The 25,931-nt window shown below is 62.2% G+C and carries 12 protein-coding genes and 8 pseudogenes; 11 read left to right on the top strand and 9 right to left on the bottom strand.

The window, feature by feature from the left end; all coding sequences use genetic code 11:
- Nucleotides 1-47 precede the first annotated feature (47 nt).
- Together G6P99_RS11265 and G6P99_RS11260 are read right to left on the bottom strand one after the other, a co-directional pair.
- A complete protein-coding gene (locus G6P99_RS11265) occupies nt 48-4,385 on the bottom strand; it encodes a Ulp1 family isopeptidase (RefSeq protein WP_165128167.1) in 4,338 nt (1,445 codons plus the stop codon).
- Nucleotides 4,386-4,654: 269 nt separating this feature from the next.
- On the bottom strand, nt 4,655-6,889 hold the full coding sequence (locus tag G6P99_RS11260) for a hypothetical protein (RefSeq protein ID WP_165128165.1): 2,235 nt from the start codon (nt 6,887-6,889) through the stop codon (nt 4,655-4,657).
- A gap of 341 nt (nt 6,890-7,230) precedes the next feature.
- Between G6P99_RS11260 and G6P99_RS11255 the strand changes: the two are divergent.
- Nucleotides 7,231-8,128: pseudogene (locus G6P99_RS11255) on the top strand (transposase).
- A gap of 290 nt (nt 8,129-8,418) precedes the next feature.
- Here G6P99_RS11255 and G6P99_RS11250 read toward each other — a convergent pair.
- Nucleotides 8,419-9,418, bottom strand: a pseudogene (locus G6P99_RS11250) (cation diffusion facilitator family transporter).
- Nucleotides 9,419-9,884: 466 nt separating this feature from the next.
- Here G6P99_RS11250 and G6P99_RS11245 point away from each other — a divergent pair.
- The 4 genes and pseudogenes from G6P99_RS11245 to G6P99_RS47930 form a co-directional block, all read left to right on the top strand.
- Nucleotides 9,885-10,166, top strand: coding sequence for a metal-sensing transcriptional repressor (locus G6P99_RS11245; protein ID WP_029084808.1), 282 nt, complete (start codon nt 9,885-9,887; stop codon nt 10,164-10,166).
- A 37-nt stretch (nt 10,167-10,203) separates the two neighbouring features.
- Complete coding sequence (locus tag G6P99_RS11240) at nt 10,204-11,337, top strand: efflux RND transporter periplasmic adaptor subunit (RefSeq protein ID WP_246709500.1); 1,134 nt, start codon at nt 10,204-10,206, stop codon at nt 11,335-11,337.
- A 3-nt stretch (nt 11,338-11,340) separates the two neighbouring features.
- Complete coding sequence (locus tag G6P99_RS11235; protein ID WP_165128161.1) at nt 11,341-14,589, top strand: efflux RND transporter permease subunit; 3,249 nt, start codon at nt 11,341-11,343, stop codon at nt 14,587-14,589.
- A gap of 1,159 nt (nt 14,590-15,748) precedes the next feature.
- Nucleotides 15,749-16,485: pseudogene (locus G6P99_RS47930) on the top strand (transposase); the annotation flags it as partial.
- A gap of 438 nt (nt 16,486-16,923) precedes the next feature.
- Here G6P99_RS47930 and G6P99_RS11220 read toward each other — a convergent pair.
- The 5 genes and pseudogenes from G6P99_RS11220 to G6P99_RS11200 form a co-directional block, all read right to left on the bottom strand.
- Nucleotides 16,924-18,206: pseudogene (locus G6P99_RS11220) on the bottom strand (IS256 family transposase).
- Between the two features lie 70 nt (nt 18,207-18,276).
- A pseudogene (locus tag G6P99_RS11215) lies at nt 18,277-18,850 on the bottom strand (IS66 family transposase zinc-finger binding domain-containing protein); the annotation flags it as partial.
- A gap of 83 nt (nt 18,851-18,933) precedes the next feature.
- The gene (gene tnpB / locus G6P99_RS11210) at nt 18,934-19,287 is read right to left on the bottom strand and encodes an IS66 family insertion sequence element accessory protein TnpB (RefSeq protein WP_165128159.1); all 354 of its coding nucleotides are present in this window, start codon (nt 19,285-19,287) and stop codon (nt 18,934-18,936) included.
- Nucleotides 19,268-19,753, bottom strand: a complete 486-nt coding sequence (gene tnpA / locus G6P99_RS11205) for an IS66-like element accessory protein TnpA (protein ID WP_165128157.1) — start codon at nt 19,751-19,753, stop codon at nt 19,268-19,270. The genes tnpB and tnpA overlap by 20 nt, the downstream gene beginning before the upstream one ends.
- A 101-nt stretch (nt 19,754-19,854) precedes the next feature.
- A pseudogene (locus G6P99_RS11200) lies at nt 19,855-20,082 on the bottom strand (IS3 family transposase); the annotation flags it as partial.
- Nucleotides 20,083-20,096: 14 nt separating this feature from the next.
- Between G6P99_RS11200 and G6P99_RS11195 the strand changes: the two are divergent.
- Nucleotides 20,097-20,284: pseudogene (locus G6P99_RS11195) on the top strand (IS256 family transposase); the annotation flags it as partial.
- A gap of 637 nt (nt 20,285-20,921) precedes the next feature.
- Here G6P99_RS11195 and G6P99_RS11190 read toward each other — a convergent pair.
- Nucleotides 20,922-22,052, bottom strand: a pseudogene (locus G6P99_RS11190) (transposase).
- 1,805 nt (nt 22,053-23,857) lie between these two features.
- Here G6P99_RS11190 and G6P99_RS11185 point away from each other — a divergent pair.
- From G6P99_RS11185 to G6P99_RS11170, 5 genes are all read left to right on the top strand, one after another.
- Entirely contained in the window at nt 23,858-24,490 is a 633-nt protein-coding gene (locus G6P99_RS11185) for a hypothetical protein (protein WP_156929107.1), read from the top strand.
- Between the two features lie 63 nt (nt 24,491-24,553).
- On the top strand, nt 24,554-24,712 hold the full coding sequence (locus G6P99_RS47555; protein ID WP_156929106.1) for a hypothetical protein: 159 nt from the start codon (nt 24,554-24,556) through the stop codon (nt 24,710-24,712).
- 159 nt (nt 24,713-24,871) lie between these two features.
- On the top strand, nt 24,872-25,132 hold the full coding sequence (locus G6P99_RS11180) for an ABC-three component system protein (protein ID WP_051346831.1): 261 nt from the start codon (nt 24,872-24,874) through the stop codon (nt 25,130-25,132).
- On the top strand, nt 25,120-25,341 hold the full coding sequence (locus G6P99_RS11175; protein WP_245284947.1) for an ABC-three component system middle component 2: 222 nt from the start codon (nt 25,120-25,122) through the stop codon (nt 25,339-25,341). Before G6P99_RS11180 ends, G6P99_RS11175 begins: the two co-directional genes overlap by 13 nt.
- On the top strand, nt 25,338-25,625 hold the full coding sequence (locus tag G6P99_RS11170; protein WP_334261988.1) for an ABC-three component system middle component 2: 288 nt from the start codon (nt 25,338-25,340) through the stop codon (nt 25,623-25,625). Before G6P99_RS11175 ends, G6P99_RS11170 begins: the two co-directional genes overlap by 4 nt.
- Nucleotides 25,626-25,931: the final 306 nt, after the last annotated feature.

Raw genomic sequence — 25,931 nt, 5'->3', positions numbered from 1 at the left:
TGTCGGGCGAGAGCCGCTCCAGCCAACTCTATCCGCACAAGCCGACATCAGCCCCTGAGTCGGTTCTGCAGTGCCTGCCGATTGGCAACTACGTTGCTGAGGTTCAGCAGGTGTGGTTCCCGTCCTTGCTCCAATTGCCTAACCAGCGCCCGCGTCCCGTCCACCACGAAGACACCGCAATCATACCCGTTCCGCTGCTGGGCCATGCGGGCTGGCTCCAGGCGGAGGTCCAGCCGACCTGCGAGATGTTCTGCATCCTTGTTGTTGAGTCCGCCGTAGGAATCGTAGTGATAGGCGACCGGCCGGCCCCGGTCGCTGCGATCAACGAACAGCAGCGACCAATGGTTGCCGAGGCTATTAGGATCTTCAGGATCGGCATTAATCACGGGCAGGAACAGGAAGTCGGCTGCATCATTACCATTATCATCATCGACGATGCGCTGGAATTCGGTTCGCACGAAGCCATCGTCGTTAGAGCGCAGATAATTTAGGACTATGAGGGGATTCACGAACCGCGTCCGGGCGGCGAGATCCGGATGGTTCCTCCGCAAATCCTGCTCCTGGAGCCGGTAATCCCTGTCGATATGCTCGTCGCCCAGCCATTCCGTGTCCTCGAGCACCAGCCCGTGGCCGTGGGACGAGGCTGTCGGATCTAAAGCCCCGATCTGAGCATTAGCGGAGGTGCTCGGAAACGGCCGTACAGAATTAGCATCGTCGCGTGATTCGGAGGACGGCGTGGCCGCAGTCAGATCAACCAATGGAAAACCACGGTAGGTGTCTGAGCGAGCCCCGGCAGCGGGCGCCGGCGCAAAGTGAGCATCGTCGCGCAATTCGGACGGCGTGGGCGCATCCAGATGCACCAATGACTCAAGACCGCCGTAGACGTCTGACGGAGCCCTGCCGGTTGATGGTGAGGCCGGTTCTTGCATCTGCCGCCGCGCCAGCTCCTCGCGCAACCAAGCCCAAGCTTCATCATCCGAGAAGGCTGGCGCCGGAGAAAGCCCCTGCGGCGAGCCGGGCTGTCGAGCGCCCTGGCTATGCCCCGGTACTGGTCCGGCAAACAGCGGCGGAAAGTCAGGCGCCGGGGCCCAAGCATTGTCACGCAACTCGAATGGTGTGGGCGGATTCGGATTAACCGCTGCCTCAAGACCGGCGTGGGTGTCTGAACGAGCCCGGGCAGGATGCGCCGGCGCAAAGTGAGCATCGTCGCGCAATTCGGACGGCGTGGGCGCATCCAGATCAACAAAAGACTCAAGACCGCCGTAGGTGTCTGAGTGAGCCCTGGCAGCGGGCGCTGGCGCAAAGTGACCATCGTCGCGCAACTCGGACGGCGTCGGCGGATTCAGATCAACAAATGGCTCAAGACCAGCGTAGGTGTCTGAACGAGCCCGGGCAGGATGCGCCGGCGCAAAGTGACCATCGTCGCGCAATTCGGACGGCGTCGGCGCATTCAGATCAACAAATGGCTCAAGACCAGCGTAGGTGCCTGAACGAGCTCCGGCAGGGAGCGCTGGCGCAAAATGAGCATCGTCGCGCAACTCGGACGGCGTCGGCGCATTCAGATCAACAAATGGCTCAAGACCAGCGTAGGTGTCTGAACGAGCCCGGGCAGGATGCGCTGGCGCAAAATGAGCATCGTCGCGCAACTCGGACGGCGTCGGCGCATTCAGATCAACAAATGGCTCAAGACCAGCGTAGGTGTCTGAGCGGGCCCTGCCAGGATGCGCCGGCGCAAAGTGAGCATCGTCGCGCAACTCGGACGGCGTCGGCGCATCCAGATCAACAAATGGCTCAAGACCAGCGTAGGTGTCTGAACGAGCCCGGGCAGGATGCGCCGGCGCAAAGTGAGCATCGTCGCGCAATTCGGACGGCGTGGGCGCATCCAGATCAACAAAAGACTCAAGACCGCCGTAGGTGTCTGAGCGAGCCCTGGCAGCGGGCGCCGGCGCAAAGTGAGCATCGTCGCGCAGCTCGGACGGCGTCGGCGCATCCAGATCAACAAAAGACTCAAGACCGCCGTAGGTGTCTGAGCGAGCCCTGGCAGCAGGCGCCGGCGCAAAGTGAGCATCGTCGCGCAGCTCGGACGGCGTCGGCGCATTCAGATCAACAGATGGCTCAAGCCTGCCCTTAGCATGTGACGGGGGCCTGGATGGTGATGCTGGTTCTTGCAGCTGTTCACCCAACCAAACCCAAGCTCCCGCGCTTGGGCTTGCCAGCGTTGAGGGAAGATCCTGCGCCGAGCCGGGATGCCGATCGCCCTGCGCGGCCGGCGAGCTCGGCTGCTCAGGGCCTGGCAGCCCCAGCTCTCGGTTCGCCTCGATGAGTTTTAAGTAGCTGCGAAGATGCGACAAATCGGGACCGTATATTCTGCCTCCAGTCCGTTGGAACGCGAGCACATCGTTGTCCAGCGTTAACTGCTCCTTGCTAGAGCCGTTAAGTCGCCCGATGATGCTCCCTTTGCGATTCCCTTTGAGCCACGCACTCAGCGCACGAAGACGTGTCGCCCGCTTTTGCGCAGACCCCTTCTCCTTCGCAGTTTTAAGATTTTTCAGAGCTTGGCTCAGCGCGCCCTCGATGAGGGGCGCATCTTCTGGATGAGGAACCAGGCGACGTGGGGCACCGAGGACGCGGGGTTCGGGAGCTTCGGCTTCTTCACCCCCACGCAAGAGCCGCCGGAGAACATCCAGAGCCGATGTAATGCGGCGCTGGGGGTCACGGCCCAAGCTCCGGTACGCCGCAATTTCCTCATCCAGCGTTGCACCTCTTCGCAGCCGAGAAGCTACGGACCCCCCATGACTTGCGTTGACCCAGCGAACAAATGCCCCAAGTCCGGAAACACCGTTCTTGATGGCGCCTGGGGTGAGCTTGCGCCGCTCGGCGTCTAAACGAAACCTCGCCAAGAGCTCCGCGTCTTCGCCCGGGAGCTGCTCGCCGATCAGCTCGTCCGGCGACGGCATCAGAGCCTGCATCTGCGAAGGTGCCGCCGCCAGTTGATGGGATGGCATCTGCATCAGCTGCCGCTCAACGGCGACGCCCTGCGGATTGCTTAGCGTCTTCTGCCTCTTCGCTGATCTCAACTCCCCTATATCATGCTCATCGTTGACGAGAACCTGCTCGCCTGGCCCGAGCGGGTTCCTGTGACGTTTATCCGTCAGTTCGTCGTCATGGTGGCGCCAGTTCAGGGACTCTGCAGGATCCAATGCCAGGCCATGCGGCGGTGGAACCCCATGGTCGTCGCGGGGCAAGTTCAAGTCACGAAAAGACCCTCCGGCATCCGCTGCTTGTTGATGGTGCGCGATTGTCTCGAGAGGCGGCGAGGAGCTGGGTCCGTCCATCGTCTCCAAAAGCAGATCCTGCTGGTTCGCAGGCAGAGTCTCCGGCCAGCTGATAGCTCCGTTCGACCCGCTGTGCTGCGCAGTCGCGGCCCGGGTCCGCCTCGGCTCGGCGCGAACCGCCTCTTCGAGATCAGGAACGGAGCGAATATGACGCCGGAGGTCGATCGCTCTAGCACCCGCCGGCGACCTCAGGAGATGAGCCAGTGCGGCCCCGGCTTTTCTGCGGCCACGGGGGTCCGCCTCCTTATACTGGCTGACATCATTATCCAGCGAGCCGTCGCCAAGTCGAGCAGCAATGCCGGGCTTATCGTTTTCACGGAGGTAATCACTGAAATCGATAAGAAGAGTTGCATAGGTCCTGACGGTGTTGGCGGTGCCTGACGCTGCATCTTCCTTGTACCTGTTAATGAGATCCGCATCTTGGGGATAGGGATTCAGCTCAACCCGGCTTGCAATCGGCGCGATGCCGCCCGGCGATTGGGCGGCTCGAAGATGATCCAGTGGCGTAGCGACGGCCTGCCCCTCCTGCTTGCCAAACTCCTGGGCATCCTTGTCCAGCGACTCTTCGTAAAGCCGGGCATCAATGCCCGGCTTTCCGTTCTTTACGAGCCAATGCCCCAATCCGAGAAGACAACGTACATTGCGCCTGACGGTGCGCTCGGAGGCCCCAGCCTTGAAGAGTGCCGGCCCGAGCCGCTCAATAAGAGACGCATCTTCGGAATAAACAGGATCCATGCTGCTACCTGCGAAAACCAAATTTGCATGGCCGAGCGGCAGCGCCGACGCATTCAGCATCGTTCCACCGCATTCACCGTGCGGAGCCGGCGTATATGGTTGCCCGCTCGCCCGCATGATGGGCCGCGCCTCAGATCGCGATGCATCCGCTTGATGGGCGCGGGCCTGCATGAGCACGGGAGAGGACGGGACAGCGACCTCGCTCAGCTGCCGCTGAAAGGCAGCCGCCTCTGCCGACGAGTCGGCCGGAGAGGCATCTTGCGCGTCCACGCTATCCGTTTGTTGACGCACGCGATTCATTGAGACGAAGTTCATTTGTACTCACTTTCGAAGATGAAGGCCAGGAGCGCTGATCGTATGTGCCTGGACTTGAGTCGACACATCGCCGGCATTTGACGGTTCAGCTGCCAAGCGAAAGGAAGTCGTGGTCACGACGCTCCCGATCGAATTTCAATCGGACCCCGTTGTCGATCTGTTCGAGGAGTTCGCGCCGGCTTCGAGCTCATCGAGGATTTCCTCTCGGTGATAACGGCCAACTTGATCGTGTCACCACAGCGGCGCTCCGGCGCGAGACACCCAGGTAACTACATCCCGAGGCGCGCGAACTGCATCGACGCGTGCTCCGCCTCGGGAAGGGGATACCACGGCTGGCCGCCAGCTGCGGTGCGCAATAAGGACCTACAGAACGCCGGCGTGAGCTTGCCGCGGTGGATCACGACATTCTCGCGCCCCGTCGCAGCTCGAGCGCTCTGCCAATCCTGATTGTAGCCGCGCTGGTCATTGGACTTCACGTGGCAAGCGGCGAACTCGGCATCGCTCAGCGTTGCCAACTGCCAGGCATGTACCGGCCGCTTGGTATGGATGTGCACCCACATCGGGCTTGGCATCGCGCCATTGCGCAGGGCCTTGGGCTGCAGCTTGATCTCGAACAGTGTCCCCGGATCATCCTTCAAGGCGCGCGGTGGATTCACAGACGCCAGCTCCCCGGCCGCCCGCAACTGTTCAAGATACTTCTGGGACGGAAACGCGTAGGTCTTCATGCAGTCGATCGTGATCGCCGCCTTTGCCTTCAAAGAGTTCGCCTGTCCCTGCACCTCGGACAACATCGCCTTGAGCCGGGTTATTTTGTCATGCACTTCCGGCACTTGCGCAGGCGTGAGTAGGACACGTCGGCGAGGCTCCTCCAGCGCGACTACACTGGCCTCAATCTCGGAGGCCTGCGTCTGCAGTCGCTTAACGATGAGATCCACGACGTGATCGGCGTCCTCGGGCTTCATCTGGCGCGCTTGCGAGACGGCGCTTTGCTGAGCCGGCAGATCGAACTGCAAAAGTTCGTCCATTCGCTCGAGTAATCCGCTCAGTGCTTTCCTGGAGGGCGGAGCCTGCAATATCTCCAGGTGCCCAGTCGCCGACGATGACGCCCTCGCGTCTGCCTCCTCCGCGCTCGCGAGTTTCTTCGTACCCAGATCCGAGAGTACGATCACCTTGCCTGTTGGGGCCGTGGCAGCGTCGGGCGTGGCGAGCTGCGGCTCGCGCAGCCCGGCCGCCGAACTTCGCTCGCCTGCGGCCGGGGCGCGCTTGCCTTTCCCCTTCCTCCGCGCCGCGCCCCCCTCAACCACTACGGCAGTCCGGGCCGGCGGCTCAAGCATGGCGGGCGTCTTTGGCTGCACGTCCAAAAGACGCGTGACGTCGTCCGCGGTGACCCATGCACCTTCCGCGATCTGGCCCAACAGTTCCAACGGAAGGTCGGCATCCGTTCCGGCGTCCCTTAGTCGGGTAACGATGCCGTGCACCCCTGAGGCAAATTCCGAAAGCCGCTCCATGACTCCTTCCAGAACGGTGCAGTGGTCTGCGTCGAGCGCCGCTCCCTGCAGAACGGCATCGGAAGTCGAGTTGAATGCCGGAAAAAAATCCGTGATAAAGGTCCCAAGCAGTCGCACCCGCCCGTCCTCACCCATGAGGGCGTCGTTCACGGCTGGGCCGAACGTGGCCGCCTTCGACTCGATCAAGAGTCGCGCGAGAGCGATGCGCGATTCCAGGTACATGCACTTCGTACTAAGTGCCCAGCCGGTACGCTGGCGTAGCGCGGCCTCTTCCTCCTCCCGCATCTTGGACGTGGTGCTTGGCAAGTTGGCGGTGGCCGCATAGACGGACTGCATCCGCTCCGAGCGCAATACCTTCTTTCCCCACCAATCCAAGCAGGCTTCGTAATGCTTCGCCACGCTGGATACCGCCCGGCCCAGCTGGCCGGGCGGAGCGCCGGCATCTCGCATCCGGTCGAGCACGGCTGCTGCTTTGCTCCTGTTCGCCTCCAGGTCGTTGACAATCCAGGTGGCCACGATGTTGCATTCGTCTCCCGCAGCGATAGTTTCGGCGCGGACTTGGCGAGCCTGACCGTCGGAAAGAAGCTCGCGCGCCATGTCCGGGGGAAAGCTCGCGTAATAGTCCAGAACTTCCGAGCCTGCCTTGACGACTTGATCGATCAGCTCTTGCGCCTCCGACGGATTCCGGGCTTGCATGGCTGCATTTTTAGAAGCATCAAGGCCCTCAAGCAGGCTGCGCATTTTTTGCTTCGCTGCTTTGATTCCGTCGCCACTTGAGGAAATCGGGACCGCCACCGCCGAAGCTGGTGGCAGGCTCACGAGCGGAGCCGCTCTATCTCGAGGCCCGGAGCGCATCCGCTCCACGACGGAGTCGAAAGATTGCCCGCCTTCCCCAGGGGCGGGACCGGGCTCCGGGCTCGAACTGCTCGATCCCCATGCGCTGTCGGCTCCTGCGGGCCCAACGTGCGATTTGCCAGCTCGGCCAATGCCCGTCATATTCCACCTCCGATGAAGTCGAGAATGCGCAGCCAGTCTGCATAGACTGGCTGGCTGACGAGTAGCTGACGAAGGGCGCTTCTCCCCGATTCACAGGAAAACCCGGATCACCGTGGGTTGCAATTCCATCGCGGCTGGCGTGCTGCTGGAGGCAGCGGGGCATCGTCAACTTAATCGACCGCGAGCCGAAGGAGGCGCTTCTCAAAGGTTCGAGATTAGCCCGTCTTATTCGTCAGAGGGCGCCTGAGAGGCTGGCGAGCGTGGTGTAAAGCGCTGATGCGGCGTAGGATTCGGTTATAAAGCCAACCCCATCACCTTCAGCCGCGAACACCAGGCCCGCCATGACCGATGATACGATTCTGCCCTTCTCGTTTCCAGCCGTTCACGCCAGGAAAGTCACAGCTGCCTTCGATGGCGGTCGGCTGACCTCGAACGGGGGCGTGATGCTTCTGGCGATGGCCGAGCGGCGTCTCGGCTTGGCCGACAATTTGGCCCGGGTGTTCCCGGATCGGCGCGATCCGACGCGGGTCGTGCACAGCCTTGTCGATATGTTCCGCGCGCGCATGTTCGCGATCTGCTGCGGCTACGAGGACGCCGACGACCCCGATCATCTGCGGTCCGATCCCGCATTCAAGCTGGCCTGCGGACGGCTGCCGGACACGGGTCGCGATCTGTGTTCCCAACCGACGCTGTCGCGGCTGGAGAATGCTCCGCGCCTGCGCGACGTGATCCGACTGACCTACACTTTGGTCGACGCATGGATGGATAGCTATACCGAGACGCGCCACAAGGCAAAGTCCTGGGATCGCGAACGACGCACCGTCGCCCGAGGCGACGATGCTCGGCCTCGACATCCGTCTCGTCGTCACCAGCCTCGATGTCGGCTCGGCCGAGTGGATCTACGACAGCCTGTATTGCGCGCGCGGCCAAGCCGAGAATCTGATCAAGCTGCATAAGACACAGCTCGCCTCCGATCGCACCAGCTGCCGTTCGGCGCTCGCCAATCAAGTCCGCCTCGTTCTCCACACCGCCGCTTGTTGGCTGATGCTGACCGTGCGCGACGCGATTCCCAAAGTCCGGGAATTGGCCACTGCCGAGTTCGCGACGCTGCGTCTTCGGCTCTTGAAACTCGCTGCCCGTGTGGTCGAGACCACGAGCCGCATTCGCCTTGCGTTTGCCGCGGCCTGTCCCGAAGCCGACCGCGGCTTGCCAGGCGCGCTGCTGCCGCTCGGTCCTTGACCGGCGGGGCGTCCGCCCCCCGTTCGCCCAACCTACACCTCAAGCGCGTTGCAAAGTACCGATCGTCAGGCGGTGAAAAGCCGAAGGCAATCCCGCGCGCCTCGTCAGAGCAGATGTGCGGCCACATCAATCGGACCAAAAAAAACGCACTCTCACGAATAGGGCGGGCTAACAACATGGTACCAAAGGAGCTGAGCCTTGGTGCTCGGGCCGTCCGCTCTACTCGCGCCTTGAGCGCTATGTTGGAGCGGCAGCCGCGGCGCGCCACAGTTGGCAAGTGAATGGCTAGTTTAGACCACGTTATCCGGCGCCAGCGCGCACTCGTTGTTGTCGCTGATTTCGATCTGCAGCGTTGCGTGGCCGATGTTGTAGGACTTCTTCATTGCCCGGCTGCATTCCATGAGGAATTCGTCACCAGGATGACCGGAAGGCATGACCAAGTGACAAGTCATGGCGGTTTCGGTCGTGCTGATCGGCCATACATGCAAGTCGTGGACTTCCGTAACGCCCGGTCTGCCGCTCAGGAACGTCCGCACTGCGTCAAGATCGACGTCTGCGGGGGCCGCGCTCAACGACATTCCGACCGAGTTCCGCAACAAGCCGCACGTGCTCCATAGGATGACGGCGCAGATCACGAGGCTCATTGCAGGATCCAGCCACAGCCAGCCGGTCCATAGGATAAGAGCCGTCGAGATCACGCCCCCGCCGACACGGCAGCGTCGCTCGCCATGTGCAGGAAGGCCCCGTGGATATTGATGTCGCCCTTGCGGCCGCTGGCGAACAGCATAGTGGTGGCCCCGTTGATTAGGATGCCGATCGCGGCAACGGCCATGACGGTGTAGCCGGCAACCGGCTCCGGATCCCGGAAACGCTGTATCGATTCCCACCCGATCGCGCCGGTGGCCACCAGCAGGAAGATCGCGTTCGCGAGTGCCGCTAGAATGGAGGATCCCCGGAGCCCGTAGGTGAACCGCCCGCTGGGCGGCCGCTTCGAGGCGATCGATGCGCCCCAAGCAACCAGCAGACCGAACACGTCGCTCAGATTGTGTCCCGCATCGGCCATGAGCGCGGTGGAGTTCCCAAGAAAACCATATACCGCTTCGGCCGCGACTAACGCGGTGTTCAGGGTAACGCCGATGGCGAACGCCTCGCCGGCGCGTGAACGTGACCAGCGCCACCATGCCCATGATGATCATTGTCGGCGGCATTTTCAAGCCGGTGGTCATGGTTGTCGTCGACATGCCGATGTTCATCGGCGGCGATATGGCCGCCCGTCCCGTCGTTGGTCATTAGACCTGATTCCTTCGCTCTCAGTATGCCGCCGCCTATCTGGCCAACGACGTTGCGGATCAGAACACGAATCTGGTCCGGTCCCACCGGAAGAACTGGTTTGACGCGCCATGGTTCACTTCAAGACCGGCTGCGTAGGTCGTCGATATGTTCCGCCGCCCACGGACGCTCGCTCGCCAAGCTACCGCGGGCCTCACACCGGAATCTGTCCCAGAGCAAGGGCGGCTGCGCAAATCGCAAGAATGCGAACATTCTCACCCGCCAGCGCCGGCGCGCCGATTTTGCACCTCGGCTCGACGGATACGGGATTGAAATTCTTGCAAAAAGAGAGCGTAGAGCGCAGGCAAGACCAGCAACGTGAGGAATTGATGATCTGAACCGGCTGCCGCGTCGATTTGCCGTGCCGCGCCTGCCCCCCGCTGACTTCAAGTATCCCCTCCCCTCCCATAGGATAGGATATGGGACCATGAGCAAGGATCACGTCCACGAAAGTCATCCGGAGATCGTCAAACGGCTGAGGCGGGCCGACGGGCATCTCCAAAAGGTCATCGCGATGCTCGCCGAAGGCCGGCCGTGTCTCGACCTCGCGCAGCAACTGCACGCCGTCGAGAAGGCGATCGCCGAGGCGAAGAAGACCCTGATCCACGATCACGTCGACAACTGCCTGGACGCCGCCGCCAACGGTAGATCGGGCAAGTCGACCAAGAGCGTCCTCGCCGAGTTCAAGGCGATCTCGCGCTACCTGTAGGAAGCAAAAGATGGTCCCGGGTATACGAACGGCCTGCATGATTCTCGTCGCGGCGCTTGCGACAGTAGCCGGCACCATTGTGCCGTCCTGGGCACAGTCGGATTCCGCGAAACCCGCGGTCATCGTCATGGACGATGAACGCATCAGGCTGTCAGGCATCGAACTCCGTCAGGCGGGACCTGCCTCGATAGCCAGACGGCTGACGGTGCCGGGCACGATCGTGCCCGACGCAGGGCGGGTCGCGCATGTCTCGATCAAAGTGTCCGGAACCGTCGCTGATCTGCGGAAGAACATCGGCGACGACGTTCAGAAGGACGAAGTCCTGGGCGTTCTGGAGAGCCGCGAGGTCGCCGACGCCAAGAGCGAGTACCTCTCCGCCAAACTCTCGAATGAACTGCAGCAGGACCTCACGGCGCGCGACAAATCGCTGTGGGAAGGCCGCGCCGTCCCCGAGCAGCAGTACATCAAGTCGCGCAACGCGGCGGCGCAGACCGAAATGCGCTTCGGTATCGCTCGTCAGAAGCTGACGGCGCTCGGCGTCAGCGATGCGGAGGTCTCCGGGCTGCCGCAGGCACCGGACGGGACGCTGCGCAGCCAGAACGTCCGCGCCCCTATCTCCGGACGCATCGTCGAGCGAAAGGTGGAGCTCGGCACCGCCGTCGGACGGGACAGTCTGGAGACCGAGCTCTTCGTCATCGTCGACCTCAGCCGCGTTTGGGTCGACCTAGCGGTCTCGGCGACAGACCTGCCCCTGGTCAGGGAAGGCCAGGATGTCGCCGTGGCCGTGCGCGGGATCACTGAGACCGGCTCGGGCAATATCACGTTCGTCACCCCCCTGTTGGACAAGGAGACCCGCACGGCCCGCGTCGTGGTCTCGCTCGACAATGCAGGCGGTCGATGGCGTCCCGGTTCCTTCGTCACGGCGAAGATCGCGGTCGAAAGGCATGATGCGGCGGTCACCATCCCCTTTGCCGCACTCCAGACCCTCTATGGGCGCAAGACCGTCTTCGTCCGGACCAAGGAAGGTTTCGAAGCCCGCAACGTCGTGCTCGGCGGACGAGACGGACCGGTCGTCGAGGTCGTCTCTGGCCTGGCTGCCGACGAGACCGTAGCCGCCTCGAACACGTTCCCGCTTAAGGCGGAGGTATCCAAGCGCGGTGACGAGGACTGAGCGATGATCGAACGTATCGTAGAATTCTCAATCCGCCGGAGATGGCTGGTCGTGCTGATCGCTTTGGCCGCGGCTGCATCGGGCTTCTGGTCGCTGACGAAGCTTCCGATCGACGCCGTGCCCGACGTCACCAACGTCCAGGTGCAGATCAACGCCGTGGCCCCAGCCATGACGCCGGTCGAGATCGAGAAGCAAGTCACCGTCATGCTGGAGACGGCGCTCGCCGGCATGCCCGGTCTGGAATCGACGCGCTCCTTCTCGCGCAACGGCTTCGCGCAGATCACCGCCGTCTTCGCCGACCGGACCAACATCTATTTCGCGCGTCAACTCGTCTCCGAGCGTGTCAACGAAGCCAAGACCGATATGCCCCCCGGTGTCGACATCCGGATGGGACCGGTCTCAACGGGCCTCGGCGAGATCTACTGGTGGGCGGTGGAGTACGAAAAGCCGGGCGCGTCCGCACCAATCCGCGACGGGAGGCCCGGCTGGCAAACCGATGGGAGCTACCTCACTCCAGAGGGCGAGCGGCTGACCGACGATTTCCAGCGCACCGTCTACCTTCGGACCGTTCAGGACTGGATCGTCCGGCCTCAGATGAAGACCGTGCCGGGCGTCGCCGGCGCGGACGCCAGCGGCGGCTTCGTCAAACAGTACCAGGTGCAGCCGGATCCGGCGAAGCTCGTCGGCTACGGGTTATCCCTAAAACAGATCATCGAGGCGATCGAGGCCAACAACGCCAGCCGCGGCGCGAACTACATCGAGCAGAACGGCGAAGGGTACGTCGTCCGCGCCGCCGGCCGAGTCGAAAACCTCGAAGACATCGAGACCATCGTCGTCGCGACACGTGGCGGCGTGCCGGTCCGCGTCAGGGACGTCGCCGAGGTCGCTATCGGAAAGGAGCTCCGGACCGGCAGTGCGAGCGTCGACGGGCGCGAGGTCGTGCTCGGCACCGCGCTGATGCTGATCGGCGGCAACAGCCGGACCGTAGCAGCCGCGGCGGACGTCAAGATCAAGGAGATCGGCAGGACGCTGCCGACGGGTATCTACGCCCACACGGTCCTGAACCGCACGCAACTGGTCGACGCCACCATCCAAACGGTCGCGAAGAATCTCGCCGAAGGCGCCCTCCTGGTGATCGCCGTGCTCTTCGTCCTGCTCGGCAACTTCCGCGCCGCGCTGGTCACCGCTCTCGTCATCCCTGTCACGATGCTCGTCACCGCGAGCGGGATGCTGCAGGGGCGGATCAGCGCGAACCTCATGAGCCTCGGTGCGCTCGACTTCGGCCTCATCGTCGACGGCGCCGTCATCATCGCGGAGAACAGCCTCCGGCACATCGCCGAGCGCCAACGCGAGCTCGGCCGCGCGCTGTCGCTGCAGGAGCGTCTGGACACCGTGACGGCGTCCGCGGTCGAGATGATCCGTCCATCCGTGTTCGGTCAGATCATCATCATACTGGTCTACACGCCCCTGCTCGCCTTCTCCGGCGTCGAGGGCAAGACTTTCGAGCCGATGGCGCTCACCGTGATGATCGCCCTTGCCGTGGCCTTCGTGGTGTCGCTGACGTTCGTCCCCGCGGCGATCGCCATCGCGGTCCGCGGACGCGTCATGGAGCGCGAGGACGTCATCGTCCGAACGCTGAAGCGCTGGTACGCCCCGCTCCTCGCGGGCTCGATCGCAAGACCGCTCCCCGTGGTGGCCGCTGCCGGCCTTCTCTTCGTCGGCGCCGCGCTCCTGTTCACGCGTCTCGGCCAGGAATTCACCCCGACCCTCGACGAGAAGAACATCGTCATGGAGGTGAAGCGCGTGCCGTCCACGGCGCTCGCACAGTCGCAGAGGATGCAGCTTCTCATTGAGCGTCAGATAAGCACCCTGGACGAGGTCTCGTTCGTCTTCTCGCGCACGGGCACGCCCGATCTTGCAGCCGACCCGATGCCGCCGTCGGCATCCGACACCTACATCATCGTCAAGCCGAAAGGGGAATGGCCCGATCCTTCGATGACGAAGGAAGATCTGATCAAGAAGATCGAGGAGGTGACCGCGAAGCTTCCGGGCAACAAGGTCGGCTTCTCGCAGCCGATCGAGATGCGGTTCAACGAACTCATCGCTGGCGTCCGAGAGGATCTGGCCGTCAAGGTCTTTGGCGACGACTTCGAGCGGATGCAAAAGACCGCGGGCCAGATCGCCGATGTCATCCGCAAGATCGACGGCGCCCAGAACGTGAAGACGGAGCAAACGGCTGGTCTTCCGTTCCTCGACATCAATATCGACAAGGGGGAGATCGCGAGGCGGGGCTTGAGCCTGGCCTCGGTGCAGGACCTGATAGCGACCGCGATTGGCGGCACCGACGCCGGTCTCGTCTTTGAGGGTGACCGCCGCTTCAAAATCGTCGTGCGGCTTCCCGACGAGTTGCGGGACAGCATTCCAGCGCTCGAGGAGCTTCCTCTCCCGCTCCCGAACGCAAGTCCGAACGCGCCCGCAGCGTCCATCCCGCTCCGGACGGTAGCGTCTTTCGAGCAGACCGTCAGCTACAACCAGATTAGTCGCGAGAACGGCAAACGCCGAGTGGTGGCAACTGCCGATATCCGGGACCGGGACATCGGCTCGGTGGTTACGGAGGCGCAGGCGAAGGTCGCCGAGAAGGTAAAGCTGCCGCCGGGCAGCTATCTCGCCTGGGGCGGCCAGTTCGAGAACTTCGCGGTCGCGCGCCAGCGCCTCGTCTTCGTCGTGCCCGGCGTCTTCGCGCTGATCTTCATGCTGTTATTCGGGGCGCTTGGCTCGGCACGGGACGCGGCACTCGTTTTCAGCGCGGTTCCACTGGCGTTGACCGGCGGAATCGCGGCGCTGTGGCTTCGCGGGATGCCCTTCTCGATCTCGGCGACCGTCGGCTTCATCGCACTGTCCGGCGTGGCCGTGCTGAATGGTCTGGTCATGCTGACACAGATCCGGCGGCTGATCCTCGAGGGCGGAGATCCCAGAACTGCCATCCGCGAGGGGGCGCTGACCCGCTTTCGCCCCGTTGCGATGACCGCGCTCGTCGCCTCGCTCGGGTTCGTGCCGATGGCGCTGGCGACCGGCACAGGTGCCGAGGTCCAGAAGCCGCTGGCAACCGTTGTGATCGGCGGTCTCCTCACCGCTACCCTGCTCACCCTTGTTGTTTTGCCCGCGCTGTACGCCCGCTTCGCCATCAAAGCCGGCGCGGACCGGCGCAGCGTTCCCGCCAAGGCGATAGTCCACGATCGCGCAGCGGAGTAGCGGCTCACGCCGTCAGTCTTCTTCGGGCGTCTCTTACGCCCAGCGCGTGGACGAGCAGTCTCGAGATCACCAGGCGCTGCACGCGCGAAGTCAATCAAGCACTTGGGACGCCGATCGGCGTCCGGACCCCACGCCGATTCACAGGCTGACCGCCCCAACCGACGAGCCGTCCAAATGGACGTCCTTTTTGCCGTCCAATCCCATCCAAAACCTCCGTCCGAGCCGGAGGCCTTCTTCGCACATTTAATCTAACCCTGAAGCCAGGGTACTGCCTTCGCGCTTACCGAATTCCATCAGGGCCAGCAGGTATCCACCTGCACAAACAGGCCGGATATAAAACTGCAGCCGTATTCTGTGTGGCATCCCTAAGCGAGACTTGGCAAGCGGGAGGCGTCCATATAAAGGACCATGACCCCAGCGATGGCATCAAAGGTTCAACTATAGGCCGATCCAATGCCTCACTAACCATCACACTGCAGCCGCGCTCGCACCGTCTCCGCAACCCTGACCAGCTCCGACGGCACAAGCGCTACCGTCGTGCCGTTGGCGAGTTCAAAAGGGGGGCTTGACAATAAACCGCAATTAAAGGGCCGAATGACAAATGGCGGCCAACTCCTCTCAGTTCGCGTTCTATGGGCCTGTACGGCTTCGTATCCGATTCCGTGACAGCCGAGGCAAGACTCTATCGAGCTGAGCCATAGACCAGCATCTTACGCATCCCGACCTCTGCCATTTTCTATGGTCATCGAAGTGTGACCATCGATCGCGCACGGTTCGACGACGAGTGCTCGACGTTCACGCCAATGGCGCGAAACCAAATCGCAACGCGAAGATCGCTAACAAGGCGACGGCCGCGATCGCTTCAGGGGGCGACATCCGCTTCATGGCGAGGGCCTCGCGCGGGCAGAAAGACAGATCGATCCGGATAGGTTTACATGCCTCACCGACGGTTGCCGCCTACCGAAAAGGGTAGGCCACGCGGATGCGCAGATGTCTGCACATCCGGGCGGCCCACGTCATGAAATCAAAAAGGGGTTCGTACCGCTACTTCACCTTGCCGCCTCTGGCTCAATGTATCGCAGCACGGATGCTCCGAGTTCCTGGGTTTGAAATGGACCTGCGGAGCGGGACCGGTTGAACCAGCTTGTTAGTTTGAACCTTGACCTGCGCGGAAAAGCTTCGCTATCAGGGCTATCTGCGGCGCCAGGACAGCCATGCTGCAATTGCGGCTCTTGTCAGCGACGGTGTGCCGCTCAAGGAGATCGTCCGCCGCACAGGACATAGTCGCAATCTGGTTCGCCAAATTAGCCGCGGCGGCGGTACGGATATGTTCCGTAGCCGTCAAAGCACCCTGGATGGGCACCTGCCGTTCCTGGACGCGCAGGGGTCGGGCGGCTGTCGCAACGGTGCCGAACTCTGGCGCCGTTTGAGAGGGCAAGGCTTTAAGGGATCGCTGCGCGTGGTGGCGAAATGGGGGACGCGCCGAGACTATCAGCCGTCAACAATTGCAGAAGGTCCCCGCCGCCAGGACGATAGCGCAGTTGTTGACGACGAAGCCCGACCACCTAAGCAAGGCCGAGACCGTAACGGTTGCCGCTATTGAACAAAGCGATCCTATGCTGGCCGATGCCCACGCTCTCGTTGGCCGCTTCCACGCGATGAAAGAGGGTCGAGATCGAGCTCGAACCTTGGATAGATGAATCCAAGCGGAGCCTCATTGGCTCGTTCGCGAATGGCATCGCCAAAGATAAGGGCGCGGTGCACGCGGCTATCACGCAACCATGGTCCAATGGCCAAGTGGAAGCTCAGATCACCAAACTCAACCTGGTCAAACGGCAGATGTACGGGCGCGCTAAGCTCGATCTCCTTCAGGCTAGGCTGATTGGCGCGCCATAAAAACAAACATGATCATCGAATATGCGTCAGAGCCCCGATTGGATGCCGATTACCCCGAATACAGGGGCATGCCGAACCACAACGCGACCCTGTCTCCGATGCCAATAGCCGCGCCCGGTCGGCGCGGCGCTCGATCGGGTAGCTGGCAATGCTGCGGCGGGACTGCACCCGCTGATCGCGGCACTCGACTGCTCCGCGCCCGACGGCACGGAGGTAACATCTGCGCTGCGTCAGCTTTCGCCATCCGTCTAAGCCTGAGCGGGTCATCGCCTGGGCACGGGCATTGCGGAGCGGGGATGCCAACCTTTCGTATTACACCACGCACAACGTCAGAGACTGCGCTCGAACCTGTCAGTGGCCGGATTGGTGCTTCGACATGAAGAAGATTCGACCATCGGCGACGGAGCTATCGCCAATTTTTGGTGACGACCGGGCCGGTCAGGCGGCGGCGGTTGCGGGCTGACGGTCGGTCGACTTGGCGATGACCTCGATCCCGTCGTTGAATGTCACACCGAGAACGAGTTTTGGCAACTGGTTGTGTCCGTCGAGCCGTCGCCAGCTTTTCTGTGCGCCCTCAAGCAATTTGAAGACCATTGCTAGGGCGGTCGTGTTGGACAGGCAGCCCTTCGATCGGATCGTGCGGTGGCGCACGGTGGCGAAGGTGCTTTCAATGGGATTGGTCGTCCGCAGGTGTTTCCAGTGCTCGGGGGAAGTCGTAGAACGCCAGTAGCGTGTCCCGATCCTTGCTCAGGCAGTCGGCCGCCTTCTCGTATTTGGGCGTGTAGCTCTCGATGAAGGCGTCGAACGCCAGCTCGGCTGTGGCCTTGGTTTCGGCCATCCAGATCTCCCGCAACGCGCGTATGGCTTTCGGGTGCTGGCTCTTCGGCAGTTTGCCGAGCACGTTGGCGGTCTTGTGCACCCAGCAGCACTGCTCGCGCGTTTTCGGCCAGACCTCACCGGCGGCCTTCCAGAACCCGAGCGCGCCGTCGGCGATGGCGAGCTGAGGGGCCAGGTCGAGCCCGCGCCGCTTCAGGTCGAGCAGCAGATCGCGCCAATCGTGCGCGCTCTCGCGGGCGCCATCGGTGAAGCCGACCAGTTCCTTGCGGCCTTCCGGCCTCGCGCCGATCAGCACCAGGATGCACTGCTTTTCGTCTTCAAGGCGTGCTTGGAGATGGATGCCATCGGCCCAGATGAAGATGTAGCGCTTCGCCGACAGATCGCGCTTCTGCCACGCGGCGTGCTCGTCGATCCAACCGTCCTTTCAGCCGGCCGATGGCGGATGCCGACAACCCGGCAGCATCCTTGCCGAGCAGCGCCGCCGGCGCCTCCGAGAAGTCGCCGGTGGAGATACCCTTCAGGTAAAGGATCGGCAGCAGCGTCTCGATCGATTTCGAGCGGCGCATGTAGGGCGGCAGGATCGACGGAGAGAACCGGATGCGACCAGGATCAGTAGCGGCCGCCTCGCGATCGCGTACACGCGGCTGGCGGACGGCGACCGGACCGATGCCGGTCATCACCTCGCGCTCCGGCAGGTGGCCGTGGCGCACGACGGGCTGGTGGCCGTCCGGGGTCTTCAAATCGGCATGCTGGCCGAGAAAGTCTGCGACTTCGGCCTCGACCGCCTTGGCGAGAAGGGCACGTGCCCCGTTGCGCAAGACTTCTGTGAGTTGATCGTTGAAGATTCCTGGCTGAATCAACTGGATGACGTTATCGTTGGACACGGCATATCGCTCCTTCGGTGGAGAAGTGGAGGCGTCAAGCAGCCGCAGTTTCAGTACATCGTAGATGCGGAGCAGAAGCCAACGTCGAAGGCGTGGCGATGCTGCCCGGCAAGGGCTGCACCGGCATCGGCGCGATGACAATCGGCGTGTTGATCCCGGTGCGGTCGCAGTTTCGGCATGCGTACTTGAACCGTACGTTCTGCACGACCTTGGCCTTCACCTCGATATGGAGCTGCTCGGTAAGGCTCTCCCCCATCCGATGCATCCGGCCGGTGCAGCATGGACAGACCTTCTGATCGTCGGGGATGTCATATTCGACGCATTCCCGTGGCAGGCTCGAAGGTAACGGCTTGCGCCCTCGCTTCTTCCCCACCGACTTTCCAGTAGGCGACAATCCGGTGTCGGGCAGATCGACGGCAGCATCGATTTCGTCAAAGTTTTTATCGCCAACCGCAGCCTCTTCGGCCTCGTTAAAGACGCGATCAATGTGCTTTTCACTGCGCGGCGCATAGCGATGCAGTCGCGCCAGCGCCAGTTCCTCCTCAAGTCTGGAGACGCGCTCGGTGAGCTGGCGGTTCTCCACTTGCAGCGCGGTTATTTGCGCCATCAGCTCTGTGACCGCTCGGTTCGCCCGTTCGATTCATCGGATTCTTGAATCGGAAGCATGCCGTGGCGTCAAGATAGTTCAGCCGCCCGGGATATTTGGAAGCCGTAGACCGGCAATCTGTCAGCCAGCAACCTGATATTGTCGCACCGGATGGCGGACCATCGCATCGATGTCGATTCCGTCGGGGATCCAATGCAATTGTTCGCTCGTAAGTCGTACCACCGTTTCCTGGCGCCGAGGCCAACGGAACTTATCCTCGGTCAACCGCTTCAACACCATCACAAACCCTGACCGATCGAAGAACAGGAGCTTCATCCGGTCGCGACGACGGTTGCAGAAAGCAAACACAGCAGAGGCAAATGGATCGAGTGCCATCGTCTCCTGAACCAGCACCGCGAGGCTGTTGATGCCGGCCCGGAAGTCGATCGGCTCGCGGTGCAGGTAGACCTGAACGTCAGCGGCCAGTCTGAACATCGCACAACGCTCCGACTATCGCCATCACCGCTCGTACATCACCGCATTCCAGCGTCAGCTGCAGTCCATTCGGCAGTGATGCGTTCACCTTGGCCGGAGAGGAAAGAGGGCTTGTCCGCTCAAGTTCCGAGAGCTGCACCCCAGGATCATTGGGTCGCAGGTCCTGCACAGCAGCACTGTCCTGCCTCGACATAGCCCGATCCGGGGTGCCTTCGATCTGAACCGGAATAAACGCCGGCGTCGAAGGCGGCGCGATCGCCACCGTTTCCTTCTTTGCGAACCGGTGCTGGCGTATCCACTTCCACACAAGGTTCGCATTGACCCCATGTTCGAGCGCCAGCTTGGCAACCGAAGCGCCCGGCTCAAGGCAGGCGGCGATAAGATGCTCCTTAGCTACCGGATCAAATGTTCGTCGTCCGCTCGGGTGCACAACCGTCACCCGCAGCTTCTGTCCTTCTTCCATCACGTAGTGTCCACCTCACATTTGGTGGACACCTCATGCATCAGCTCTCTCAACATAAAAAGGTGCGTAGAAAGCCGCGCTTACGTCCAGAGCAAAGGCAACCCGCGCACGATCTCGCCATTCCAGCAGGTGAACTCGATCGCGTCTGAACACCAGCGCTCATTGGAGCGGCTTGTCATGATCGTTCCATCATGGGCCCGCGGGACGCGGCGCCATGTATGCCGGGCCAGCAACAAGCCGCTCTTCATCATCAGCCGGTGGACGCGCTTGGCGTTGACCGGGTCGTGGCCGGCGGATCGCCGCTCGCGCTTGAGCAGCGCGGCGATCCGCCGCTATGCGAGGTCATATCCCGAGCTTGGAAACAGCCGCGCATGAGGAACGGCTCGGTCGCTGGACGATGAACCTGGTGCTGATCAATGTGCCGGCGCGGCTGGCCGACTTCATGGCTGCGGATCTGTCCGCGCTCGTCTGGTGGTCCAAATCGATGGGTTGCATCCCGGTGACGATCTCGTGCTGGTGGCCGCGATCGGGGTTAGGGCCGCGTCTATCCGCTCACTTCCAAAGAGCCACAATCACTGTACAGAGGTGCTAGAATTAGTAGGTTCGCTGTTCTCAGCTCTCAATTAAGTGGGTAAGCACCTGAAAAGGGCAATTGACAGTGCTAAGCAAGTCAGTAACTCGCAGAAAATGGAAAGCAAACATGGCAAACTTACGCCAGGACGACAAGTCTACACCACAGCTCGCCGTGCCGGCGAGCGGTCTGCCGAGCAGACCAGTCATCGTCGGGTGAGCGGGTTGCAGGCGCTATCGCCGATTCTCGAACCTCTGAGACGTGCCGTCTTCGGCTCAGAGGCCGATTAAGTTGACGATTGCCAGCTAGCAGATTCTCATCCTTTATTCGTTCGGCCAGGCCTTTTCGGCCGCAATTCGCGTGGCAATGGACAAGACGACTGTATTCTCGAAGTTCATGCTCGAGGAGCCGTCATAGACGGCGTCTAGTGACAGACGCTCCCCGAAAACCCGAGCGCCTCGACTCACGCATGCAGGCTTCTTGTCCAATCTTCAGCAACCGCCGTGCGGCCGGATTCGCGACTAAGCAGTCGTCGGTTAAGAAGCGGGGATGTCCCGATCGGTGTTGAACTACGTCGGGCCAACGTTGCCGGAATGAATGTTACGCGGCCCTCGTGACGTGGGCAACGGGGTTGATCGTCATGCGATCGTGGCGAGCTTGAAGGGCCGCACGCAGAACCGACAATTGCTTATGCGCCTTCAATCGTCGGAAGCCCTTGTTGGCCTCGATCATGCTGGCCGCGCCCCATCGCAAGGCCATACCGGCATCCCGCCAGCGTTTGACGTTGCGCGTGACGCGGCGAATGGTGCCCATCATGTTCTCGGCGATGTTGGTGCAGGCGAGCGATCGACGAAGCTCCTTCGGCAGCTTCAACCGGACGACAATCAGGATTTCGTCGAGGCCTTCGAGGATGCTGGCCGCTACGCCGGGCCATTGCTGGTCGAGTCGACGCGCGAGATTGCGGATCAATTTTTCAGCCTTGTCGGGGTCATCGAGCTCCCAGGCCTGGCGCAGCACCCGACGGGTGGCCGCATGATGCTCTTTCGGCAGGCGTTCCATGATGTTGCGCGCCTTGTGGATCTGGCAGCGCTGGATCGCAGCGGCCGACGAAGGTGCGGCGGATCGCCTTCGACAACGCTTTCGCGCCGTCGGCGATGAACAGTCTTGGCACCGTCGGGTGATGCAGCCCGTCGATTTGGACCACCAGAAGGTCGAGCGCGGACAGATCGGCAGCCAAGAAGTCAGCCAGCCGCGCCGCCGACAGCGCTACGAACCTCCGCGAGGCCGCCGACTTCGAAACCCCGATCCGGGCGGTACCGGCACGTCACCTTCGGGCAGCCGGACAGCGCGGCCGAACCGGCGCGTCGATACATTGATCAGCATCAGGTTCATCGCCCAGCGACCGAGCCAGTCCTCCTGCGCCGCCGTTTCCCAGCTCGGGATCGTGACCTCGCCGCCATCCACGCCCCGGACCCGCGGGCGCTCGACCTCGATCTTGCCGCCGTGGAAACCGATCCGTCCCCGCGTTCGGCCCCAACGGTGCGCCCGCCGCGCCGCATCGCGACCGTGGCGCGGCCCGCAGGCCGCCGTCACATCCGTCTCCATCATCGTGCCGAGCGCCTCGATCCCTGCCGCAAGGCAGAACCGATCGAAGCTCGCCCGCACTTCCGCAAACGCTTCGTCCACCGCCCCGGTCGCCGGCCAACCAGCCGGTGTGATATCTCTCGTCATGGCGTTGCTCTCCTTTGTGGAATCAGCACCCCGAGCCTGCCGGCTCAAGGTGGGCAACGCCGACCTCTTCAGAAATTCAACAGAACGCGGGACATCCCCGGACAGGTCGGGCAAGAGGGCTTTGAGCAGCACTTGGGCGAGGCGCGTCGAACCCCTGCCCAGATTCCCGCGCCCGGCGTCCCAGCCCTGCCAGACCCGTTCCATCCTCATCTGTCTCAGGGGGATTTGAGCTTTATCGACGCCGCTGTTCAGGCATACGCTGCGCGGCGGGGACTACCGTCCAAGACTGTGCAGAATTATGTTGGGCTTCTGCGCAGATTGGGGGATTATCTCGGGTTTCGGGGCGAGACGATTGAAGGGCTTGTTGGTCTCGATTCGTTGGTCGCTATCGCTGACGCGGCGTTCCCGAAGACGATGATGCGGCCCGCCTTGGAGGCGATTCGTATACATATATCGCGAGCGTAGTGCTCCGGCTGGTCAAAACAACCCGGGCCTCATCGCCGGGCCAGCTCGAGGCGGACGTCAAAGCTATACACCCTCTCAAAACGACCAGAGCCTCATCGAGAGGGCGGTCCCGGGTGACGTGCGCTCCGGCGGCTGAAACCGGGCACCGCGCTGAATTATGCTGCGAGCCTTCGCAGGTTAGCGAAACATCTCGAGCCTGCGGAAAAACGCTCCATGCGCTCGATGACGATGTCTTGCTCGCTTACGCTAATGAGAGGCTCCAGGATGATCGGAAAATGCATCAGGCGTTGCAGGCCCCTCCGTAGGTATCGTGAGTCCGATGCTTCAACTGATAACGGGTTGAGTATCACTCGTGACAGCGGCGGGGGCGGCGCTTCCGTGGCAAGCGGCTCTCGACAGGACGGGGGTCAGGCTACCGCCCCGCCAGTGCTAGCTGTCAACGAAGAGCAGATTGGGCGCTCACCCGACGCGTGCGCTGAACCGGTCCATTCGTCAGCCTTAGCTATCGGTCCAGACAAGCTTCAACAACCGTGGAGCATCACTCCTCTTGGCCATTGGAGTTTTGATCCGGATCCCGCAGAGTCCTTTCGTCCTCTGTGCTGGCGCCAGGACCACCTGCAGGCCGCGGACGAGCTGATGGGTGCACTTCTCAAGAGCGCCCCCCGCCATGAGCGGCAGCTGAGCGAGATCGGCAGATCAAGCGGTCGCGCGCTGATGCAGCCCCCCAGGCCAGGGAGCGGGCAAGAACACGGAACGGCACCGTACGCTGGAGGTGGTGTGCCGATGATCGGCGCCTCGGTGGTGCAGCCGGGTCACTTGACGGCGCGCCATCATCATGGGCCGATTTTGTCAGTGGTTGATCTGAATCCGTTCACACCGTTCGAGTTGCGTGACCATGCTCATACTGGGCCGGCGTCCGCCGTGGCTGAGGAGACGGCCCCCGCGCTCGGCGAGGCCACTCGACAAGCTTTGGCTCGGTTGAGGGAGGAGATGGAGGAGATCGAACCGATGCAGGACCCTTGCCATCAAGTGGGCACATCGGGATGGGAGGCGCAGCTCACGATGCCGGGGGACGAGCACGAATACACTTCAGCACCGCGTGCCGGAGGCGGTGAGTCGATGCCCTCGGCAGTGCAGCCGTATCGCCCAATAGTGGTCTCTGAGGAGCAAGCCGTGCCAGCGTCCGTGAGGGCTGAGGAGACCACCCCCCAGTCGACGAGACGATTGATGTTTCATTTGCCGCTCCCGAGGACTTTTTCCACCCCGCCCAATCTGCCCCGGAAACGATGCTCTCTAGCTTGAGCCACTTGGGCCCGTTGCCGGACGCGGAACAGCGGGTGATGAGTTACAATATTCGCGGTGAGCGCTACACCGCCGTCTTGGGGGCCGGAGGACCCAATGACGTTCAGCTCATCCATCACCCTCGCCTTCGGCTCATGAGTGAAGCTGCGTTAGTGGCACCGGCTCCGTCGTCAGATTTCTACCACGAGCTTGGCTCTCTGCTTGATTTGCCGCCCACACCGCACGAGTCGTATGACGATGCTCATTCTGCGCCGGAGTTTACCAGCACATCCTCCGGTGCTCAGATCGGAGCTTTGGATCCTATAGCCTCGTCCCACGACCGCAGCGGGCGGGTGCTCGGCGCCAGCCAATGGCTGGGCGACGAACATATCGTGAGGGATTACGAGCTTCAGGCGCAAGAGCTGCAGAGGAACGGTCCAAATCTCGCCTCCCGGACGCGGTTCGTGGATCCCCTCATACCCTTTCGTCTGAGCAGGGGCGCCGAGAACGACGCGCTGCGCGCCCTTCATCGCATCGTCTATGATCAGAATGCAGCCGATTTCCTATTCCTGCCAGTGAACGAAGCCGGCGCTGCGGATCCTAATCACCGCGGTACCCATTGGTCGCCGCTGTTCGTTGATCGCGGCGACCGGGAAAGGCCGGTCTCCTATCACTACGACTCCCTCCGGTGATACAACAACAAGCCTGCAGAACAGCTCGCGGAACGGCTGGGCGCCCGGTTGGAGTCACCCCGCATGACCCAGCAGAGGAACGGTTATGATTGCAGTGTCTTTGTGGTGGACGGCACGCGGGAGCTCGTTAAGCGATTGGCGCAAGGAGAGCGGCCAGACCTGCTGCAGTTCGACGCGCTCGTCGCAGATCGTCAGGCACTGCAAACCCGTCTCAGGGGCTGATGTCGGCTTCTGCTGGTAGAGCTGGCTGGTGCGGCTTCTCGCCGACACCAGCCAGACCGTGTATCCAGGTTACCTCAACGAGCGATCAGGGCGGCGATAACCTCCCTCCTTTGCGGATCGGCCGGCCCGCCGGTCGAGATCCGCGCTCGACTAATTCTATTGGCAAGCTGGCGAGAATTCGTCCGCGACAAGGTCGAGCCCGGCACCTTCGAACGGCTGCAGGATGAAATCTACGCTGCCGTGATCGATACTCACGACGACGAATATGACGACAGTTATAATCGCGTCGTGGCGGTCACAAAGGCGGCACAAGACATGGCGATCACGGCGAATCCAATCGCCCCAATCGCGCAAACGCAGGATCGCCGAGGCATCTGCCATCAACTCGCGAACGGCGAAAAGCTGAAATGGACGAAATAGAGCCGTCAGGTCGGCAGGTCACGTTCAATGGCCCGCTCGAAGCCGGCATCCGCGCCGTGGCTCTTCTCGGCGCTGCTTATCCGAGGGCGTTCGATCTGCAGCACCTGACAGCGCTCGACTATATTCTGGTGAAAGCCAATGATCTCGACGGCGGCCCGGAGAGAGCCTGCATCTGCCAACGCCGTTGCGTTCGCCCGACGCCGAAGTGAGACGACAGATTGTCCATCAGGGACTCGTTTTGATGATGTCGCGCGACCTCGTCGAGCAGGAGCCTCAGGAAGCCGGCTTGATGTATGTTGCCGGTGAGAACGCGGCGACCTTTCTCGATGCCTTGGATTCGTCCTACCTGCTAAAACTCAAAGACCGCGCGAATTGGCTGATTGGACATTTTAGCGAATATACGGATGCCGAATTCAACGCGATCATCCGTCAATATTTCGGTGCCTGGATGATTGAATTTCAGGAATTCGAGCGGAGCATCGGCGCGCCATGAGCGTCTTTGCCCACCTACAAATCCATCATTTGAGTTACCTAGCGCCGAACCGGCCACCGCCCGCAGCGGGGCCCTTGCCACCGAGCATGTAGTCGATCGAATCGAGAATAAACGATTTACCGGTATCGGAAGCGCCGTAAAGCACGTTGAAGCCGGCTCGAAGCGCACCGTCGCCGGCTTTCCCGAACGTGAAGGTTACGATCGCGTCCTCCTTGGCATGAAGTCGACTGCCGGCGAATCATTCACGCTACACCGGAGCGCAGCCGGTGGGGGTTCTCTGATGGTCGAGGGCTTGCATGACACCGA

Source organism: Bradyrhizobium sp. 6(2017) (assembly GCF_011058295.2).
Classification (GTDB): Bacteria; Pseudomonadota; Alphaproteobacteria; order Rhizobiales; family Xanthobacteraceae; genus Bradyrhizobium; species Bradyrhizobium septentrionale.
Note: the sequence above shows the minus strand (reverse complement) of the source record. Positions and strands in the feature narration are given on the sequence as shown.